19 protein-coding genes are annotated in these 18,369 nt (G+C 60.4%); 14 read left to right on the top strand and 5 right to left on the bottom strand.

Annotation, left to right across the window (positions count from 1 at the left end; all coding sequences use genetic code 11):
* Positions 1 to 39 precede the first annotated feature (39 nt).
* From ACR3E0_RS09420 to dusB, 3 genes are read right to left on the bottom strand one after another with little or no spacing between them, the layout of a single operon-like run.
* Positions 40 to 1,407, bottom strand: coding sequence for a response regulator (locus tag ACR3E0_RS09420; protein WP_480478377.1), 1,368 nt, complete (start codon positions 1,405 to 1,407; stop codon positions 40 to 42).
* On the bottom strand, positions 1,407 to 2,495 hold the full coding sequence (locus ACR3E0_RS09415; RefSeq protein ID WP_480478375.1) for a two-component system sensor histidine kinase NtrB: 1,089 nt from the start codon (positions 2,493 to 2,495) through the stop codon (positions 1,407 to 1,409). The genes ACR3E0_RS09420 and ACR3E0_RS09415 overlap by 1 nt, the downstream gene beginning before the upstream one ends.
* Positions 2,492 to 3,421 carry a tRNA dihydrouridine synthase DusB gene (gene dusB, locus ACR3E0_RS09410; RefSeq protein WP_480481001.1) on the bottom strand — a complete coding sequence of 310 codons (930 nt, stop codon included), beginning with the start codon at positions 3,419 to 3,421 and terminating at the stop codon, positions 2,492 to 2,494. The genes ACR3E0_RS09415 and dusB overlap by 4 nt, the downstream gene beginning before the upstream one ends.
* 236 nt (positions 3,422 to 3,657) lie before the next feature.
* Here dusB and ACR3E0_RS09405 point away from each other — a divergent pair, with 236 nt between their 5' ends.
* The 5 genes from ACR3E0_RS09405 (at position 3,658) to ACR3E0_RS09385 (ending at position 8,545) form a co-directional block, all read left to right on the top strand.
* Entirely contained in the window at positions 3,658 to 4,788 is a 1,131-nt protein-coding gene (locus ACR3E0_RS09405; RefSeq protein WP_480478373.1) for a bifunctional 2-C-methyl-D-erythritol 4-phosphate cytidylyltransferase/2-C-methyl-D-erythritol 2,4-cyclodiphosphate synthase, read from the top strand.
* Entirely contained in the window at positions 4,785 to 5,282 is a 498-nt protein-coding gene (locus ACR3E0_RS09400) for a phosphatidylglycerophosphatase A family protein (RefSeq protein WP_480478371.1), read from the top strand. Before ACR3E0_RS09405 ends, ACR3E0_RS09400 begins: the two co-directional genes overlap by 4 nt.
* Positions 5,279 to 5,755, top strand: coding sequence for a CinA family protein (locus tag ACR3E0_RS09395; RefSeq protein ID WP_480478369.1), 477 nt, complete (start codon positions 5,279 to 5,281; stop codon positions 5,753 to 5,755). The genes ACR3E0_RS09400 and ACR3E0_RS09395 overlap by 4 nt, the downstream gene beginning before the upstream one ends.
* Positions 5,756 to 6,149: 394 nt before the next feature.
* Positions 6,150 to 6,830, top strand: a complete 681-nt coding sequence (locus tag ACR3E0_RS09390) for an orotate phosphoribosyltransferase (RefSeq protein ID WP_480478367.1) — start codon at positions 6,150 to 6,152, stop codon at positions 6,828 to 6,830.
* A 224-nt stretch (positions 6,831 to 7,054) separates the two neighbouring features.
* Complete coding sequence (locus ACR3E0_RS09385; RefSeq protein WP_480478365.1) at positions 7,055 to 8,545, top strand: replicative DNA helicase; 1,491 nt, start codon at positions 7,055 to 7,057, stop codon at positions 8,543 to 8,545.
* 26 nt (positions 8,546 to 8,571) lie between these two features.
* On the opposite strand, the gene ACR3E0_RS09380 is transcribed toward ACR3E0_RS09385, so the two are convergent.
* Positions 8,572 to 9,111, bottom strand: a complete 540-nt coding sequence (locus tag ACR3E0_RS09380) for a GNAT family N-acetyltransferase (protein ID WP_480478364.1) — start codon at positions 9,109 to 9,111, stop codon at positions 8,572 to 8,574.
* Positions 9,112 to 9,419: 308 nt separating this feature from the next.
* Between ACR3E0_RS09380 and alr the strand changes: the two genes are divergently transcribed.
* From alr to ACR3E0_RS09340, 8 genes are all read left to right on the top strand, one after another.
* Positions 9,420 to 10,454: an alanine racemase gene (gene alr / locus ACR3E0_RS09375; RefSeq protein ID WP_480478362.1), complete on the top strand. Its 1,035-nt coding sequence runs from the start codon at positions 9,420 to 9,422 to the stop codon at positions 10,452 to 10,454.
* The gene (locus ACR3E0_RS09370) at positions 10,451 to 11,233 is read left to right on the top strand and encodes an MlaE family ABC transporter permease (protein ID WP_480478360.1); all 783 of its coding nucleotides are present in this window, start codon (positions 10,451 to 10,453) and stop codon (positions 11,231 to 11,233) included. The genes alr and ACR3E0_RS09370 overlap by 4 nt, the downstream gene beginning before the upstream one ends.
* Positions 11,230 to 11,976, top strand: a complete 747-nt coding sequence (locus ACR3E0_RS09365) for an ABC transporter ATP-binding protein (protein ID WP_480478358.1) — start codon at positions 11,230 to 11,232, stop codon at positions 11,974 to 11,976. The genes ACR3E0_RS09370 and ACR3E0_RS09365 overlap by 4 nt, the downstream gene beginning before the upstream one ends.
* A 14-nt stretch (positions 11,977 to 11,990) precedes the next feature.
* Positions 11,991 to 12,644, top strand: a complete 654-nt coding sequence (locus ACR3E0_RS09360) for a hypothetical protein (RefSeq protein ID WP_480478356.1) — start codon at positions 11,991 to 11,993, stop codon at positions 12,642 to 12,644.
* Positions 12,638 to 13,087: a paraquat-inducible protein A gene (locus ACR3E0_RS09355; RefSeq protein ID WP_480480999.1), complete on the top strand. Its 450-nt coding sequence runs from the start codon at positions 12,638 to 12,640 to the stop codon at positions 13,085 to 13,087. Before ACR3E0_RS09360 ends, ACR3E0_RS09355 begins: the two co-directional genes overlap by 7 nt.
* A gap of 151 nt (positions 13,088 to 13,238) precedes the next feature.
* Positions 13,239 to 14,021 carry a DNA repair protein gene (locus ACR3E0_RS09350; RefSeq protein ID WP_480478354.1) on the top strand — a complete coding sequence of 261 codons (783 nt, stop codon included), beginning with the start codon at positions 13,239 to 13,241 and terminating at the stop codon, positions 14,019 to 14,021.
* A gap of 120 nt (positions 14,022 to 14,141) precedes the next feature.
* Positions 14,142 to 15,506 carry a DNA repair protein RadA gene (gene radA / locus ACR3E0_RS09345; RefSeq protein ID WP_480478352.1) on the top strand — a complete coding sequence of 455 codons (1,365 nt, stop codon included), beginning with the start codon at positions 14,142 to 14,144 and terminating at the stop codon, positions 15,504 to 15,506.
* A 40-nt stretch (positions 15,507 to 15,546) separates the two neighbouring features.
* Positions 15,547 to 16,137 carry a CvpA family protein gene (locus ACR3E0_RS09340; RefSeq protein WP_480478350.1) on the top strand — a complete coding sequence of 197 codons (591 nt, stop codon included), beginning with the start codon at positions 15,547 to 15,549 and terminating at the stop codon, positions 16,135 to 16,137.
* A gap of 47 nt (positions 16,138 to 16,184) precedes the next feature.
* Here ACR3E0_RS09340 and ACR3E0_RS09335 read toward each other — a convergent pair whose 3' ends face one another.
* The gene (locus ACR3E0_RS09335) at positions 16,185 to 16,337 is read right to left on the bottom strand and encodes a hypothetical protein (protein ID WP_480478348.1); all 153 of its coding nucleotides are present in this window, start codon (positions 16,335 to 16,337) and stop codon (positions 16,185 to 16,187) included.
* 431 nt (positions 16,338 to 16,768) lie between these two features.
* Here ACR3E0_RS09335 and purF point away from each other — a divergent pair, with 431 nt between their 5' ends.
* Positions 16,769 to 18,292, top strand: coding sequence for an amidophosphoribosyltransferase (gene purF / locus ACR3E0_RS09330; protein ID WP_480478346.1), 1,524 nt, complete (start codon positions 16,769 to 16,771; stop codon positions 18,290 to 18,292).
* Positions 18,293 to 18,369: the final 77 nt, after the last annotated feature.

The raw sequence follows: 18,369 nt of genomic DNA, 5'->3' as shown, positions 1-18,369 counted from the left end.
CCGGTGGAACACCCGAATGCCACGGTTTGTGTGGCGATATTACATCAGTTTGCGGCGGCGTGTCACCTGAATATCGAGATCGGTGATTTTTTTACGAAGCGTATTCCGGTTTATCCCGAGCAGATCGGCACATTTCGCCTGATTTCCGCCGGTTGCGTCCAGTGCAATTTCAATCAGGGGCGCTTCGACCTCGCGCAATATGCGCTGATACAGGCCTGGAGGCGGCAACATGTTGCCATGCAGATCGAAATACCGCCGCAGGTGACGCCCCACCGAGGTCGACAGTTTCTCGCGTTCTCCGTCACCCAGAACCGGTTCGGCCTCGGGCTGGCTGCCCAGAACCATCTCGACTTCGGTCTTTGATATCTCGTCCGCCCGGCTGGTCAGGCTCAGGCGCCTGATGGCGTTTTCCAGCTGGCGCACGTTGCCTGGCCAGGAATACCGCCGCACAAGTTCCACCGCCTCGGGGCTGAGCCAGCGTTTCAGCCCGCTCTCCCGTTCCTCGCGGACAAGGAAATGTTCGGCCAGCAGCGTGATATCATCCACACGCTCCCGCAGGGCCGGAACCTGTACCGTCGCGCCGCAGAGGCGGTAATACAGATCCTGACGGATGCGCCCGTTTTCCATGCCCTCGGTCAAATCAGACTGGCTGGTCGCCATAAAGCGCGGAACATGGTCGCCGGGTGTGTCCATCATCCGCACGATCCGGGCCTGAATCTCGTCATCGATATCCGCGATCTCATCAATCAGAAGGGTACCGCCACGTACACGCGCCATGACACGCGCCGGTCCCTCGAGATCGCGCAGGTCGGCAGCGGTGGCCGTGACAAACGGCAGCGTTCGCCTGTCCGAGAAGTCGTGGATCGCGCGCGCAATCAGTGACTTGCCGGTGCCGCTTTCTCCGGACACCATCACCGAAAGATCGGTATTCATCACCCGCGCAACCAGCCGGTAGAGCGCTTGCATAACCGGGGTGCGCCCGACCAACGGCAACTCGTCCGGACGATCCTCGACTCCGTCAACCGGCTCCGGCTGCGCCCGCTGTTTCTGATCCAGCGCACGTGCCGTACGTTTCATGAGGTCCGGCAGGTCGAAAGGCTTTGGCAGGTAGTCGTAGGCATCCGCCTCGGCAGCCTGGATCGCGGTCATGATCGTGTTCTGGGCCGAAATCACGATCACCGGCAGTCCGGGCCTATCCTGTGCGATCTTGGGCAGCATCTCCAACCCGTTTCCGTCCGGCATCACCACATCCGAGATCACCACATCCCCTTTGCCCTCGCCCACCCAGCGCATGAGCGTGGTAAGAGACGAGGTGGCATGTACCTTGCATCCGGCCCGGGTCAGGGCCTGGGTCAGAACGGTACGGATCGTGCGGTCGTCATCTGCAACAAGTACGGTGCCATCCATCAGGTGCTCTCCTTTTTATCTTTCTTGTCTTCGCGGGGTGCGCGCCGCAACGACAGGCGAAAAACCGTGCGCCCCGGCACGGACTCGGCCGAGATCCAGCCGTCATGGTCCGAGATAATCTTGCTTACCAGCGCCAGACCCAGCCCGGTGCCGTTATCCTTGCCCGATACGAAGGGATCGAAAATATCGCCACGGATCTCATCGGGAAGGCCCGGCCCGTCATCGATGATCTCGATCTGCAAGGGCAATGAGTGTCCCGACCCGTCGCTGCGACGCAAGCGGAACGAATGTTCGAAATAGGTTCGCAATCGGATCGTACCGCCCTTGGGTCCGGCCGCTTCCGAGGCGTTCTTGAGCAGATTCAACACCACCTGCAGAAACTGATCGGGATCGCCATAAGCCAAGGGCAGCGAGGGATCATAATCCTCGATGATCGCCATATCGGCACCAAAGCCCAACAAGGCCGAGCGTCGCGCCCGATCCAGGACATCGTGGATGTTGACCGGTTTGAAATCCGGTTGCGAAAGGTTTCCGAATTGTTCGACCTGCTCCAGCAGCTTCACGATCCGGCGGCTCTCGGCCACGATCAGGTCCGTCAACTCAAGGTCTTGCGCCGGGACGTTCATGCTCAGCAGCTGCGCGGCACCGGTGATCCCGGCCAGTGGATTCTTGATCTCATGCGCCAGCATTTCGGCCATTCCAATGGCGGACTGCGCCGCGGATTTGACCGTATTGCCCCGGGTCATCCGACCGGCCAGTTCACGCGGCGAGATGATCATGATCATCGAACCCGGATGCCCGACCAGAGGGGCAATCTGCAGGGCGCACTGCAACGGCGCGCGGTTGCCCGAGCCGGCATCCACATCGTTTACAAACAGTGGTGTGCCCTGCTGCCGCGCCCGCAAAAACGCTTCTTCCAACGGCGCATCGACCGCGATCTGATCCCAGACCGGATGACCCAGCACGGATTTGCGCGATGCGTTCAGAAACCCTTCGCCCGACGAGTTGACATCGGCGATGCGATCATCCGCGTCGATAATGAAGGCGGGCACCGGCAGCGAGTTCCAGATGCTCTTGTCCGAATTCATGCTGCCGCCTCTGCCGTGTCGCTCAGTGCGTCGCAGATCAGGCGCAATACGTCTTTGCTGTCGCGCGAAGTCAGAACCGCGCGTCGCAACGGCGCCGGTGTGTCGGCCCCGTCCATGTACCAGCCGAGGTGCTTGCGTGCGACCCGCACCCCCAGATCGATGCCGTAAAATTCCAACATCGCCTGGTAATGCGACTGCACCATGTCAACCAGGGCCGATCCGGTTGGAACCTCCGGCGTTGCCGTTCCGTAGAGGTCATGACTGATATGGGCCAGCAGCCATGGCTTGCCCTGCGCGCCGCGCCCGACCATCACGCCATCCGCGCCCGAGTCCTGCAACGCCAGTCGCGCGGCACGGGTATCTACAATATCCCCATTCGCGATCACCGGAATCGAGACTGCATCCTTCACCGCACGGATAGCCTGCCAATCCGCATGACCTTTGTAGAACTGGCACCGCGTGCGCCCGTGAATCGTGACCATCTGAATGCCCGCATCCTGCGCCCGGCGTGCCACATCCGGGGCATTGAGAAGCGCGTCGTCCCAGCCCAGACGCGTTTTCAGCGTGACCGGCACATCCACGGCAGCCACCACAGCTTCGATCAGGGTCAGGGCGTGATCCGGAGTTTTCAGCAGCGCTGATCCCGAAAACCCGTTTGTCACCTTCTTGGCCGGGCATCCCATGTTGATGTCAATGACGCGCGCCCCGCGGTCGGCGACCTGACGCGCGGCCTCGGCCATCCAGTGCGCCTCGCGACCGGCCAGTTGCACGGCCGTGCTCTCTACGTCGGCGGACAGTTCGGCCCGTTCGCGCACACCGGGTTTGGCCTGCACCATTTCCTGGCTGGCCACCATCTCGCTGACGACCATTCCGGCACCAAACCGCATAACAAGGTCCCGGAACGGTCGATCGGTGATTCCGGCCATTGGTGCCAGCACCACGGGCGGGTTCAGTTCCTTGTCAGCAAGATGCAGGGTCAACGTGCTTAATCCTTGGGCAGATGCGTGTTTGATACCGAATGCGGCGCATATGAACAACAAATCGGCGACCCACAAGCCCGCAAAATCATCACTCGCCTATTTTTTAGGCACATTGACGCGGGTGATTGCCTCTGCATTCACCGCCCCCTAAACAGTGCCCTGAACGCAGGAGAGCAAACCCTATGACAACCGCCGCCATCATCGTTGCCGCAGGGCGCGGGCTGCGCGCTGGAGGCGGCACGCCAAAACAATGGCGCGACCTCGGCGGCCAGCGGGTGGCAGACTGGACGATTGACCGGTTCAGGGAACAGGTTGACCTGCTGGTTCTGGTTCTGTCGCCTGAGGACTCAGAGGCTTGGGACGCGTTTCACGACACAGATCTGATTCTGGCGCCGGGCGCGCAGAAACGCGCTGGGTCGGTTCGAGCGGGCCTGCAGGCTCTGGCCGAACACGGCGTTGAGAAAGTCCTGATTCACGATGTCGCACGACCCTGCGTCAGCAGCCGCATCATTCAGGATGTTCTGACGGCGCTGGATACGCACAGCGCTGCAGCACCTGGTCTGGCCGTGACAGACGCGCTTTGGACCGGGGATGAGGCCGTTGTAACAGGCACGCGGGACCGCGCAGGTCTGTTCGCGGCACAGACGCCGCAGGGCTTTCACTATGACGCCATTGTCGCGGCCCATGCGGCCCATTCCGGAGGGGCGGCCGACGATGTTGAGGTTGCCCGCACCGCGGGGCTCGACGTTGCCATCGTTCCCGGCGATGCGGACAATATCAAGATAACGCGACCCGAGGACTTTGCCCGGGCGCAACGTATAATGGGGCTGGATATGGACGTGAGATTGGGCAACGGCTACGACGTTCACCGCTTTGGAAAGGGCGACCATGTCATTCTGTGCGGCGTCCCGGTGCCCCACGACCGCGGTTTGCAAGGGCACTCGGATGCCGATGTCGGGATGCACGCCGTCACGGATGCGATCTATGGTGCCCTCGCGCAGGGAGACATCGGCCAGCACTTCCCGCCGTCCGATCCGCAATGGAAAGGCGCGGCCAGCGAGATTTTCCTGCGCCACGCAATCCGTCTGGCACAAGACATGGGGTACCGTATCTCGAATGTCGATTGCACGCTGGTCTGTGAATTCCCCAAGGTCGGACCTCACGCCGTCAAAATGCGAGAGGTTATGGCGGAAATCATGGGCTTGCGCGTCGATCAGGTCTCGGTCAAGGCCACCACCTCGGAGCGGCTGGGCTTTACCGGACGGGGCGAAGGTATCGCCGCGTTGGCCACGGCCAGTCTGGTGAAATCATGACGGCCGCGAAGCTGATCGGGACTGTCGGTGGCGTGGGATACCTGCGCCCGGCACCGGGAACATGGGGCTCGTTGGCCGCCCTGCCGCTGGCCTGGGTGCTGCACGGGCTCGGAGGATTTCCTCTGCTGGTGGTTGCTACCGCCGCGGTCTTCCTTTGCGGGCTTTGGGCCACGCGGAAGATGACAGCCGGGCAAACGGACCACGACCCGTCCGAAATCGTCATCGATGAAGTTGCCGGCCAACTCGTCGCGCTCTGGGCAATCTCGTACCCGTCCTGGGCCCACGGGATCGAGATCACCGCGCTCTGGCCCGGCTGGATCGCCGGTTTTGTCCTGTTCCGCCTGTTCGACATCACCAAGCCCGGCCCGGTGGGCTGGGCCGACCGTCGCAACGATCCCCTGGGTGTCATGCTGGACGACGTGATTGCCGGAGCTTTTGCCGGGATCGGGGTGCTGATCCTGGCGGGGATTGCGCATGGAGTTCTGGGGCTGTGACCGTAGCAGACCTGTTGGAGCGCGCCAAAGCGCAGCGTGTGATGATCGCCACAGCCGAAAGCTGCACAGGTGGCATGGTGGCAGCTGCATTGACGGATATCCCCGGCAGTTCCGCAGTGGTCGAGCGCGGGTTCGTCACTTACACAAATGCCGCCAAGCAAGAGATGTTAGGTGTTCAGGCCCACACGCTCGAGACTTACGGCGCTGTCTCGGAGGAGGTAGCGCGGGAAATGGCCCATGGTGCGCTGCAGCACTCTCAGGCGCAGCTTGCGGTCTCGATTACCGGTATCGCCGGACCCGGAGGATCTGAGTTCAAACCCGAGGGCCGCGTGTGTTTCGGGCTGGCCGCAGAGGGACAACCGACCTTTGCCGAAACCATTGAATTCGGCGCACTTGGCCGCGACGCGGTGCGTCGGGCCGCCCGAGACCACGCGCTGCATCTGCTTGATCAGGGTCTGTCCCGGACCCACTGAGGACAAAGCCAAAGCCCGCTGAAAGCGAAAACCGACAAAGCTGGTTTGAGAATGGGCAGGCAGACCGTTTCCAGATCAGCATATTGGGTCACCTCGGACGTCCAAAGGTGCCTTTACGGCAAGTGCCGCATTTGTGCAGGTCAGGGTATTGCGCGGATCACGTTGCTTGGCGTAGACCCCGAAACCAAAACAAACGGGTGTGACGTCTTGGTGCAAGACGCGCAAACCTGTGATCTGAGCAGCCAAGCCCACCTTGGCGTGCTCTGCTGCCCTGCTGGGCACAAGCGGACCTTTCTTGAGAGGTCCGCTTTTCTTTTGCGCCCGCGCCTCTCGACACGCGCCCCGAAGGCAGGCTATCAGCCCGAAACGCCACATCTGATTGCCGAGGTCCAAAATGATCCCCAGTTCGCATCCCGATAGCACCGAAATTGCCCGTCTGACCGCGCGGATGCTGCTGGAAATCAAAGCCGTCCATTTCAACGCCCGCGAGCCGTTTACGCTGTCCAGCGGACTGCCCAGCCCCACCTACATCGACTGCCGCAAGCTGATTTCATACCCGCGCATCCGCTCGACGCTGATGGATTTCCTGACTGTGACCGTGATGCGGAACGCGGGGTTCGAAGCCTTTGACAATATCGCAGGCGGGGAAACGGCAGGTATCCCCTTTGCCGCAATGGTGGCGGAACGCATGGCCCTGCCCATGACCTATGTGCGGAAGAAACCCAAAGGCTATGGCCGCAACGCCCGGATCGAAGGTGCAATGGGCGAAGGCGACCGCGTGCTGCTGGTCGAGGACCTGACCACCGATGGCGGGTCCAAGCTGAGTTTCGTCGATGCGATCCGCGAAACCGGCGCGACCTGCGGGCACACCGCCGTCATTTTCTACTATGGCATTTTCCCCGAGACCGAAAAGACGCTGGGGGATCACGGCGTTCAACTGCATCACCTGTGCACGTGGTGGGATGTGCTGGCCGAGGCCCGGGCGCAAAAGGCCTTTGACGCAGAAACCCTTAGCGGCGTCGAAGCCTTCCTGAACGACCCGCGCGGCTGGCAGGACGCGCATAAATCCACGTAAACCGCCTGTGGATGGGTGAGGATAAGTCTCGCAGAATCGGGCGCAAAGAAACGATATCTAGTGACTTATCCAAAAACTCCTACATAATGAGCTAGGTGTATCCCAACTCCAAATCTATCAGGAAAGTTATCCCAAGGCCTTACCCCAAGTTAGCCACAGGAATTTCCAGATAGCTTGAGCCAAGCAATCGCGTGTAGAACCGCCAAACGGGCAGCGGGGACGAGATGAACGAGATCAGCAGTATCGAGCAGGCAGCGGCACAGATTCAAAACGCCGAAACCATGCCGCATTCTATCGAGGCCGAACAGCAGCTTCTGGGTGCGATCCTGACCAACAATGACCTCTATGACCGGGTCGCGTCGATCATCGGGGCCGAGCATTTCTATGATCCGGTGCATGCCCGCATCTACGAGGTCGCAGCGACGCGCATCGCCAAGAACGCGCTGGCATCGCCCGTGACGCTGAAATCCTTCATGGCCGAGGATGAGGGCCTGAAGGAACTGGGTGGTCCGGCCTATCTGGTCAAACTGGCCGGGGCCTCGATCAGCGCCTTTGCAGTGCATGACTACGCCCAGATGATCTACGACCTCGCAATCCGGCGCGAACTGATCCGGTTGGGCCGGGACATTTCCGACAAGGCCGCACGCGTCGAGGTGTCCAGCGAGCCCAAAGAACAGATCGTCGAGGCCGAGCAACAGCTTTATCAGTTATCCGAGCAGGGTCAGACCGAACAGGGATTTCAATCCTTCCTCAAGGCGGTCACAGAAGCCGTCAACGTCACCAACGAGGCGTACCAGCGCGGTGGCGGCATGGCGGGAATCTCCACCGGTCTGGCCGATCTCGATAAACAGCTCGGGGGCCTGCACCCGTCCGACCTGATCATTCTGGCAGGACGTCCCTCGATGGGCAAAACCTCGCTGGCAACCAACGTGGCATTCAACGTGGCCAAGGCGTACAAGCGCGGAACCAAGCCCGATGGCAGCGAAGGCGCGGTCGATGGCGGCGTGGTCGGATTCTTTTCACTGGAGATGAGTGCCGAGCAATTGGCAGGCCGGGTTCTGGCCGAAGCGTCCGAGATATCCTCACACAAAATCCGCCAGGGCGACATGACCGAGGCCGAGTTCCGACGGTTCGTCGACGCCGCCAAGGAACTGGAAGCCTGCCCGCTGTTCATCGACGATACACCGGCCCTGCCGATCTCTCAGTTGGCTGCGCGCGCGCGGCGGTTGAAGAGAACACATGGGCTGGATCTGCTGGTGATCGACTACCTGCAGCTGTGTCGAGGTATGGCTGAAAACCGCGTCAACGAGATTGCCGAGATTTCGATGGGTATGAAGGCCATTGCCAAGGAACTCAATATCCCGGTTGTCGCGCTGTCTCAGTTGTCCCGACAGGTTGAAAACCGCGATGACAAACGCCCGCAACTCTCCGACCTGCGGGAATCGGGCTCGATCGAGCAGGACGCCGACGTGGTGATGTTCGTGTACCGCGAGGAATACTACAAGGAACGCGAAAAACCCGGTGATCACGAGTTGGAGAAGATGGAAGAGTGGAAGCAGGCGATGGAACACCTGCACGGCAAGGCCGAAGTCATCGTCGGCAAGCAGCGCCACGGCCCCATCGGCACGGTTGAACTGTCATTCGAGGCACAGTTCACCCGGTTTGGAAACCTTGTCAAACCCTGGCAGCAGGACGGGCAGATCGAAGGGTACTGAGCAACGCGGCGCGAAAGGTCGGACAGCTACCAAAGCTCGGGTCGATTGAGGGCATCAACACAGCGGCAGGTCCCCAGCAACGGTGCCTGCTCTTCTCCTGACAGGGACTGACCCAGCCATCCATGGGGATGGCTCAGTCGCACCGGCGCTTGTGCAAACTCTTCCGAAATCGGATGGAATCCCGTTTTGCAGTAATATGCCGGATCTCCGTAGGTCGTCACAAAGTCGACCCCCGACGCCCGCAGCGTTTCCAGTCCAGAACCAATCAGCGTTTGACCCACACCCGTCTTCTGCCGCGCCGTTTGCACCGCTACGGGCGACAGAATGAAAACCTGGCGGTCATCCCGGTCATAGAGCAGTCTTGAAAAGAAGATGCATCCCAGCAATTCCGATTTTTCAACCGCAGAAAACACGTAGAGATCCGTGTCGCGCGTGGTTGCCATCATTTCTGTGGCCAAGGCTCCGATAAGCGCCCCTTCTTCCGGACCTTCGGAGGCCGAGAAGACATCCGAGAACAGGTGCGTTATCTCTGTTTGCCGACCGGTGTATCCCGTCACGATGTCCATCGCGCTGCTCTCCTCAACTTGCACGGTGTGAGTGTGGTTTCGCCGCCGTGTCGCCCCCGGCCACATCAGGATTGGCGCCAAGACGGTTCCCGGTTCTTTTTAGGAAGGGATCAACGAAAAGGCCAGTCGGCCCGTTTTGACAGCCCGGTGAATACAATCGCGGGCCGGTGCGACCATACGCGTCAGACCGGAAATTCCTGCGAATGCACCTCTATTGCAGCCAATTCCCGCCGGAAACGCTCGGAAACCGGCCTGAATTCGCGGCATTCCCTCTTGACCTCGGATGGCGCGGTGTCATGAACAGTGCCATGAGTACCGCACGTTTGACGATCAACCTTCAGGCGCTCGCCGGCAATTGGCGGGCGCTCGACGCGAAAACCGATGTCGAAACCGGTGCCGTGGTCAAGGCAGACGCTTATGGCCTGGGCGCAGGTCCGGTGTCGAATACGCTCGCCGAGGAAGGGGTCCGCAAGTTCTTTGTCGCCGTCGCCGAAGAAGGCGCCGCCGTGCGCGAGGCCATAGGCCCCGGCCCGATGATCGGCGTCTTTTCGGGCCACATGGAGGGTGATGCCGACCTGCTGCGGGCGCATGACCTGACGCCTCTGATCAACGCGCCGGAACAGTTTCAACGCCATACTGAGGCCCTGCCCGACCACGCTTTTGGTATCCAGCTGGACAGCGGCATGAACCGTTTGGGGCTGGAGCCATCTGACTGGGCTGCCCTGCGCCCAAAGGCCGAAGCGATGAACCCGGTTGTGGTCATGTCCCACCTGGCCTGCTCGGACGAGCCTGATCATCCGATGAACCAGCAGCAGCTGAAGACCTTCCGTGAGATGACCGAAGGCGTCAGCGCGCCGCGCTCGCTCGCGGCCACCGGGGGCACACTGTTAGGGCCGGAGTTCCATTTCGAGTTCTGCCGCCCCGGCATCGGCATTTACGGCGGCATGCCGTTTGCAGCGGCCAAACCCGTCGTGACGGTCGATCTGCCGGTCATTCAGGTCCGCGCGCTCGAAGTTGGGGAAACCGTTGGGTACGGCAATACGTGGACCGCGCGGCGGCCATCGCGCATCGCCGCCGTTGCGGCGGGATATGCCGACGGGCTGCACCGGGCAATTGGCGGCGGCATCGATACGTTTGCGGGCAGCCAGCCCTGCCCGGTCGTCGGCCGCATCTCGATGGACCTGATCACGGTTGATGTCACCGATCTGCCCAAGGATCCGGAACGCCTGCGTATCCTGAACGGACACCAGACCGTTGACGATCTGGCCGAGGCTGCGGGCACCATCGGCTATGAGGTGCTGACGTCGATGGGCAACCGCTATTCGCGGGGTTACGTGGAATGAGCCCTGTCGCGATGCTGGGCGGATTGGGCCGCGTTGTCCTGACCCTGCTCGCGGTGTTTGGACGGGTCGCGCTGTTTGCCCTTGATGCGGTCTCACACATTTTTCGCCCCCCCTTTTACCCGCGCGAGTTTGGCCTGGCGCTGCTGAACATCGGCTGGCTGTCCCTGCCGGTCGTCGGTCTGACCGCGATCTTCACCGGCGGTGCGCTGGCGCTGCAGATCTATGCTGGTGGCGCACGTTTCAATGCCGAGGCCGTGGTGCCCCAGATCGTCGCCATCGGCATGGTGCGCGAACTCGGCCCGGTTCTGGTGGGCCTGATGATCGCCGCCCGCGTGACCTCGTCAATCGCCGCCGAGATTGCGACCATGAAAGTGACCGAGCAGATCGATGCTCTGGTCACCCTGTCCACCCATCCGATGAAATACCTGACCGCGCCGCGGGTTCTCGCGGCGCTGATCACGGTACCGGCGCTGGTCGCTGTCGGGGACGTGATCGGGATCGCAGGCGGGTATGCGGTTGCCACACAGAATCTGGGGTTCAACCCGGCAACCTATCTGAGAAACACCGTCGACTTCCTGGAAGCCCGCGACATCGTCTCGTCCCTGGTCAAGGGCGCCGCCTTTGGCCTGATCGCAGCTGTGATGGGCTGCTACTACGGCATGACGTCGGGCCGGGGCGCGCAGGGTGTGGGCCGCGCCACCAAAGGCTCGGTCGAGGCCGCCGCCGTCCTGATCCTGGCGGCCAATTTTGTTCTGACTGGGGTGTTCTTCTCGCTATGATCCGGATGGAGAACGTACATAAGGCCTTTGACGACAACCACGTCCTGCAGGGCATGAACCTTGAGATCCCCAAAGGCACGTCGATGGTCATCATCGGCGGCTCGGGCACCGGGAAATCCGTGGCTCTGAAGTGCATTCTGGGCCTGATCACCCCCGACAGCGGCAAGATCTACGTGGATGGCAAAGACGCCCAATCCGGCGACCGGGATGCGTTTCTGGCGCGGTTCGGGATGCTGTTTCAGGGCGGGGCCCTGTTCGACTCGCTGCCCGTCTGGCAAAACGTCGCCTTCCGCCTGCTGCGCGGCTCGCTGAAACGCCCGACCGAGGAAGCCCGCGAGATCGCCATCGAGAAACTCCGCCGCGTCGGCCTGAAATCCAACGTCGCTGACCGGTTCCCGGCGGAACTGTCGGGCGGCATGCAAAAACGCGTCGGCCTCGCCCGCGCCATCGCCGCCGAGCCCGAGATCATCTTTTTTGACGAGCCCACAACCGGCCTGGATCCGATCATGTCCGGCGTCATCAACGACCTGATCCGCGAGATCGTGACCGAGATGGGCGCCACCGCAATGACTATCACCCACGACATGAGCTCCGTCCGCGCGATTGCCGACAACGTGGCGATGCTGCACGGAGGCGTGATCCAGTGGACCGGGCCAGTCAGCCAGATGGACGCCTCGGGTGATCCTTATGTGGAGCAGTTCATCAGCGGCAGTGCTGAAGGGCCGATTGAGGCGGTTAGGTAGATTAGGTGAAATAGATGGATCCGTTTGAAGACTTGGAAGACGTTATTCTTGAGATCAAGAGGATTAACGGTGGACACTTGGGCGGCACAAAAGACCATGCACATGCTACGCAGATTGCGGGAAGACTTTTTGAGCAATATGGGAAAGCCATAGAGCTCGCAAAACAGATGGGGCAGCCAATTCATATACTAGACCCGTCTAGATCTGAGACCGTTGAAAAGGCATGTGACAGAGTTCTTCTTCAGATCCAGCAATTAGAATTGACCTTTAAGATTTTTAAGGGGTCCCGAAGCGTTTTAGTCGATTATGAGAACCATCTTGTTCGCTTAACCAAAGAACAGGTCGAGGAGATTGAAGCGCACATAAATGAGGCACGACAGAAAATTCGGTCCTCAAACGCATTCGAAGAAAAGCATAAGCGGAGGCTCCTGAACCGGCTGGAGAAGTTCCAATCCGAGATCAACAAGAAGATTAGTGACTTGGATGTCATGTTGGCGGGTGTAACTGAAGTGACCGCCGTGGCGGGTCAAAGCGCCAAGAATCTGAATCCAGTGGTGGATTTGTTTAAGAGAATTTTCCTGATAGCCGAAGGAGAGTCTGACGAACCGCTTGGACTTCCAGCACCCCCGAAACAAATCGAAGATAAAACTGGAGAAGCGGAATCTTAAAGATTGCCACCCTGTCCCTCCTGATCCTGTACCCCATCGCGTGGTTCGCCCCGCTGATGCGCGCGGGGTTCCTCCCGGTCTTCGGGCTTTCAGAGATCAGCGTCATCACCGGCCTCCAGTCTCTCTGGAAATCCGACGTCTTCCTTGCGCTGATCGTCACCATCTTCGCTCTCTTCGCGCCGTATATCAAAACCATCGGCACCGCGCTGGTCCAGTGGAACCTGCTGGATGTCCGCGTCCAGCCCGCGCTCAACATCCTTGGCAAGCTGGCGATGGCAGACATCTTCCTTATCGCGCTCTACATCACGCTGGCCAAGGGGATTTCCTACGCAACCATTGAGACCGCCTGGGGTCTTTATCTGTTCACGGCCTGCATTCTGGCCTCGATCGCCTTGGGCTACATTACGGAACTGAAACTCAAATCACGAAATCCGCAGACCTAATTGATTGAAAACATTGATCTGAGTATGATGCTCTCCATTCGAGCAGCTCTTTTTTTGTAGTTTGCGGGTCCGCAGCGCGTTTCTATTACAGTGCAATCTATCCTCCGTCTCGGGCCCGGTGTTAACCGGTTTGAGAAGGAGTTGGACTGTTATGGCCGCCCTCTACACGATCACAATACAATTTCAGAATGCTTTATTAAGACTGACGTTTTTCCTGATTTGTGCAGCGGCTGTTGCTGCCGTCGCCACCACCGCCTTGTCGGCCCTTGGTGTCTGGCCATGGCTGTCGATGCAGGCCGGGCTCAGCGGACAGCCAGACATGGATGCCGGGCCTTACATTCAGATCGGTCTGACCGGTCTGGCCCTGATGCTAGCGTTTTACCTGCCGTCCAGTTCACGCATGCTGGCGCTGGAAAACGCGCATCGCTCGTTTTCCCTGACCATGCGGGATGTGGTCGAGGCGTATCAGGTCGCGCACGCGGCGGACCGCAGCGGCATCTTTGCGCTCGCGTCGGAATTTGATGCTGTCAAGGAACGCATGGCGTTTCTGCGCGATCACCCCGACCTGCAGACGCTGGAGCCCGAAGTGCTGGAACTGGCCGCCCAGATGAGCCGGATCAGCCACGAACTTGCCGAAACCTATGGTGAGGCCAAGGTCAGCCGCGCGCGCGGTTTTCTGCGACAGCGACAGGAAGAGGTCGTGCAGTTCCAGCAACGCATCGAAGAGGCGCAGACCATCCAACATGAGCTTGTCCAGTGGACCCGCGATATCGAGATCGAGGAATCCATTGCCAGGGCACAGTTGACGCGTCTTCGGGATGAGCTTTTCGATCTGTTGCCCGAATTGGCCGCGCATCTGCGGACACCGCCGGATGACAAGGACCCCAGCGCCTCCAGCGTTGTGGCGATGTCCCCGCCCCGCGTCGCGGAATAGGCGCGCCAGCGCCTGGCGCGGACGATGGCCCGTCGGGCCTGAGGACGCGGCGCCCCACCGGCGGTGAGGAATGCCCGCAAGGGCTTGAAGAACCGCACATCCTCGGGCACGAATTGCGCCATGGTAAAGACGACATCTTTCTCATGCTCCGCTTGCGGCGCCACGCATACCCGCTGGTCCGGACGCTGTGACGCCTGTGGCGAGTGGAACACCATTGCTCAGGACGTCCCGCTGTCCGCCGGCCCGGCCAAAAAGTCACTGGGCGGCAAACGCGGCCAGTCCGTTGCTTTGTCCGATCTGTCCACCGAGGAAACGCCACCACCCCGCACGCTCTGCGGCGTGGACGAGCTTGACCGGGTGTTGGGTGGCGGTCTGGTGCCAGCCTCGGCCCTGCTGGTCGGCGGCGATCCCGGCATCGGCAAATCCACGCTTCTGTTACAGGCCGCCGCCCGGTTTGCGCGTGAAGGCGTCAAGACCATTTACGTCTCGGGCGAAGAGGCCAGCGCGCAGGTTCGCATGCGGGCGCGCAGACTGGGACTGGAAGACGCGCCCGTGCAACTGGCGGCCGAAACCAACCTACGCAATATCCTGACCACGCTCGAGGCCGAGAAGCCCGGATTGGCGATCATCGACTCGATTCAGACCATGTGGGCTGACAATGTGGACAGCGCCCCCGGATCGGTCTCACAGGTCCGCGCGGCCGCGCATGAACTGACAACCTTCGCCAAGCGCCACGGCGTTTCGGTCATCATGGTCGGCCACGTCACCAAAGAAGGTCAGATCGCAGGTCCGCGCGTGGTCGAGCATATGGTCGACACTGTGCTCTATTTCGAAGGCGAACGCGGGCATCAGTTCCGTATCCTGCGCGCGGTCAAGAACCGGTTTGGCCCGGCGGATGAGATCGGCGTCTTCGAGATGACCGGCAAGGGTCTGGCGCAGGTCACAAACCCCTCGGCCCTGTTTCTGTCCGAGCGCGGCGCGCCCAGCCCGGGCTCCGCCGTCTTTGCGGGAATCGAAGGCACCCGACCGGTGCTGGTCGAATTACAGGCCCTCGTGGCGCCATCGCCCCATTCGCAGCCCCGCCGCACGGTTGTGGGATGGGACAGCGGACGCCTCGCCATGATCCTCGCTGTACTCGAGGCGCGCTGTGGCATCCCCTTTGCCGGGCTCGATGTCTACCTGAACGTCGCCGGCGGCCTGAAAGTCAGCGAACCCGCTGCTGATCTGGCCGTGGCCGCCGCGCTGCTCAGCGCCCGAGAAGACACCGCCCTACCCGCCGATACCGTGGTTTTCGGAGAAATCTCGTTATCCGGGGCACTTAGACCCGCCCCGCAGACCGAAAACAGGTTGAAAGAAGCGCAAAAACTTGGTTTCACAGCGGCAATTGCTCCGGCAGGTGGCAAAACCGGCACTGTGGCAGGTCTGACACTCACTCGACCCTCTGATTTGGTTGGGTTTGTTGGCGAAACCTTCGGAGCAGGTTAGAGTCGCGCCCGAGGGGCAGAAAAAAGAACAGGCGAGGGCCATGGAAGGTTTTACAATAATTGACGGGGTTGTCGCCCTGATCATCGTGCTGTCGGGCTTGCTGGCCTATTCGCGCGGTTTCATGCGCGAGGTTCTGGCCATTGCCGGTTGGGTCGCCGCAGCGATACTGGCCTTCATTTTTGCCCCGCAAGCGGTGCCGCTGGTCAAGGAAATCCCGGTTGTCGGGGATTTCCTGCGCGACAGCTGCGAATTGTCGGTGATCACAGGCTTTGCCGCCGTATTTGCAATCGCGTTGATCGTGGTCAGCATCTTCACCCCGCTCTTCTCGTCGCTGGTGCAGCGTTCCGCCCTGGGCGGGCTGGATCAGGCCCTCGGGTTCTTTTTCGGCATCGCGCGCGGCATCCTGTTGGTTGCCATCGCGTTCTTTGTCTATGACACCGTGATGACCGGACAATCCTACACGATCGTGGATGAAAGCCGTTCGGCCAAGGTGTTCGAGCAGTTCAGCGACCGGATTGAGGAACAGAACCCCGAAGCCGCTCTGGGCTGGGTCACGCAGCAATATGAAGAGCTGGTGGGCAGCTGCGCGGCAGACGCCACGGAAAGCACCGAAACGACCGAGGGACAGTAAGGGCCTCACAATCCAAGTTTCGAAAGCCCGGTCTCAGCCGGGCTTTTTCACATGAACCCTTCGCCACCGCAGACTGTGCAGCGAATGGTTTTCAGGCCAAAACACCCATCGCACCGATCGAAGATCGGTTTGCCCAGAATATCGCGGGTTTTGACGACTTCACCGGATCCATTGCAGATCTGACAGGGCGCACGTCCCATTCCGCGGCACCGATGGCACCGGCGTTTGACGGGTTCGTCTTTTTTACGGGCGGGCCTATTTTGCCACATTGCTACCTGCCGCGTGCATTCCCTTGGGCCCCGAGACCCCTGACGAAAACAATGACAGCATATGACAGGGAAAATGTCACCTCTCTCGACACCGGGATTAAAATTTCGCCGCCAACAGGCTTGGACTGTGATCCTTTGATGACAGCCGCGTCGTAAGGCATTATGTGAAGGCCAAGCCGCCACGGAATCGGAGCCACCGGTCTTGTTCTTTCTGTTTTCATTTGCGCTGGTCGCAGTGATGTTCGCCCTTTGGGCGTCGACGAAAGCAACAATCCCGAGCACCATCGCAAATTTGCAAAGCGCAAGATCCCGGCGACCGCTCACCTTCAGCGCAATCACGTCATAGACATTGGAGCCCGTACATGTGTGGGATTTTGGGGATCGCAAGCCGGACATATGATGTCTTTGCGGAAATCTATGACGGGCTGCTGATGCTCCAGCACCGGGGTCAGGATGCCTCGGGCATCGTCACCTATAACGGTGAGTTCTTTCGCGAGAAAAAGGCCAATGGATTGGTCAAGGACGTCTTCAACGCGCAGGATGCCGAGGTGCTGTTGGGCAAGGTCGGGATCGGCCATGTCCGTTACCCCACCGCCGGGTCGCTCAGCGCGGCCGAAGCGCAGCCGTTCTTTGTGAACGCGCCTTACGGTATTTATCTGGTTCACAACGGCAATATTACCAACACGGCGGAACAGCGCGAAAAAGTCACCGGCAAATACAGCCGCCACCTGCGCACCACGTCCGACTCCGAGATTCTGCTGAACGTACTCGCCGACAAGGTGGCCGATGCGATCAAGGTCAACGGAAATGCCGACCCGATCCGCAACATCTTTGCCGGGGTGAAGATGACGATGGAGCGTGTTCAGGGCGCCTATTCGGTAATCTGCCTGATCGCCGGTGTCGGAATGCTGGCATTCCGCGATCCTTACGGCATCCGTCCTCTGTCGGTGGCCAAACGGGACGCTCAGGGCGATGGCGATGATTATGCCTTTGCCTCCGAGGATGTCGCCTTTGGTATCAACGGGTTTGAGAAGCTGCGCGACCTGCGCCCCGGCGAGGCCATCCTCATCGATCTGAACGGCAACAAGCACGAGTTTCAGGCGGTTGAGGGTCAACTGACGCCGTGCATTTTCGAATACGTCTATCTGGCGCGGCCGGATTCACTGCTGGACGGGGTATCGGTCTACAAGACCCAGATGCGCATGGGGCAGGCCCTGGCGAAGCAGATCCAGGACTCGGGCCTGGACATCGACCGGATCATCCCGGTCCCCGACAGCGCCCGCCCTGTCGCGCTGGAAGTTGCCAAGGCCACCGGTATCTCCTACCGCGAAGGTCTGGTCAAAAACCGCTATGTCGGGCGCACCTTCATCATGCCGGGTCAGGAAGAGCGGCAGAAATCCGTGCGGCGCAAGCTGAACGCCGTCCCGCTGGAGTTCAAGGACCACAATGTTCTGCTGATCGACGACTCGATTGTCCGCGGAAACACCATCAAGAAGATCGTGCAAATGTGCCGCGAGGCCGGCGCCAAGAAAGTCTATGTCGCCAGCGCGTCCCCTCCGGTCAAATTCCCGAACGTTTATGGCATCGACATGCCGACGAAACACGAACTGGTCGCCAACGGCAAAGAGATCGAAGACATCCGCAAGGAACTTGGCGCGGATGCCTTGTTCTATCAGCATCTCGATGACCTGATCTGGGCTGCCAAAGAGGGCAACCCCGAGATCGACGCCTTTGACTGTTCGTGCTTTGACGGAAAATACATCACCGGCAGCGTCAGCGATGGCTATCTGGACAGTCTGGAAAACACCCGCCGGGTCAGCAAAAAGAAAGAAGACATGCAGGTTGTCGGCAGTTCATGGAACTCGGCCAAGCTGGTCTCGGGCTGAGCTCTTTTCACAGGTTTCATCGGATGGGCAGTGCGTCTGACCGCTGGGGTTGCGAATCGCCCCCGAACAATCCCGCA

The organism is Ruegeria sp. AJ12 (assembly GCF_056536245.1).
Note: the sequence above shows the minus strand (reverse complement) of the source record. Positions and strands in the feature narration are given on the sequence as shown.

Coding starts and splice junctions, on each gene's coding strand:
- ACR3E0_RS09420 (WP_480478377.1), bottom strand. CDS start 1,407: ATGGATGGCACCGTACTTGTTGCAGATGACGACCGCACGATCCGTACC.
- ACR3E0_RS09415 (WP_480478375.1), bottom strand. CDS start 2,495: ATGAATTCGGACAAGAGCATCTGGAACTCGCTGCCGGTGCCCGCCTTC.
- dusB (WP_480481001.1), bottom strand. CDS start 3,421: ATGGCCGGAATCACCGATCGACCGTTCCGGGACCTTGTTATGCGGTTT.
- ACR3E0_RS09405 (WP_480478373.1), top strand. CDS start 3,658: ATGACAACCGCCGCCATCATCGTTGCCGCAGGGCGCGGGCTGCGCGCT.
- ACR3E0_RS09400 (WP_480478371.1), top strand. CDS start 4,785: ATGACGGCCGCGAAGCTGATCGGGACTGTCGGTGGCGTGGGATACCTG.
- ACR3E0_RS09390 (WP_480478367.1), top strand. CDS start 6,150: ATGATCCCCAGTTCGCATCCCGATAGCACCGAAATTGCCCGTCTGACC.
- ACR3E0_RS09385 (WP_480478365.1), top strand. CDS start 7,055: ATGAACGAGATCAGCAGTATCGAGCAGGCAGCGGCACAGATTCAAAAC.
- ACR3E0_RS09380 (WP_480478364.1), bottom strand. CDS start 9,111: ATGGACATCGTGACGGGATACACCGGTCGGCAAACAGAGATAACGCAC.
- alr (WP_480478362.1), top strand. CDS start 9,420: ATGAGTACCGCACGTTTGACGATCAACCTTCAGGCGCTCGCCGGCAAT.
- ACR3E0_RS09370 (WP_480478360.1), top strand. CDS start 10,451: ATGAGCCCTGTCGCGATGCTGGGCGGATTGGGCCGCGTTGTCCTGACC.
- ACR3E0_RS09365 (WP_480478358.1), top strand. CDS start 11,230: ATGATCCGGATGGAGAACGTACATAAGGCCTTTGACGACAACCACGTC.
- ACR3E0_RS09360 (WP_480478356.1), top strand. CDS start 11,991: ATGGATCCGTTTGAAGACTTGGAAGACGTTATTCTTGAGATCAAGAGG.
- ACR3E0_RS09350 (WP_480478354.1), top strand. CDS start 13,239: ATGGCCGCCCTCTACACGATCACAATACAATTTCAGAATGCTTTATTA.
- radA (WP_480478352.1), top strand. CDS start 14,142: ATGGTAAAGACGACATCTTTCTCATGCTCCGCTTGCGGCGCCACGCAT.
- ACR3E0_RS09340 (WP_480478350.1), top strand. CDS start 15,547: ATGGAAGGTTTTACAATAATTGACGGGGTTGTCGCCCTGATCATCGTG.
- ACR3E0_RS09335 (WP_480478348.1), bottom strand. CDS start 16,337: ATGGGACGTGCGCCCTGTCAGATCTGCAATGGATCCGGTGAAGTCGTC.
- purF (WP_480478346.1), top strand. CDS start 16,769: ATGTGTGGGATTTTGGGGATCGCAAGCCGGACATATGATGTCTTTGCG.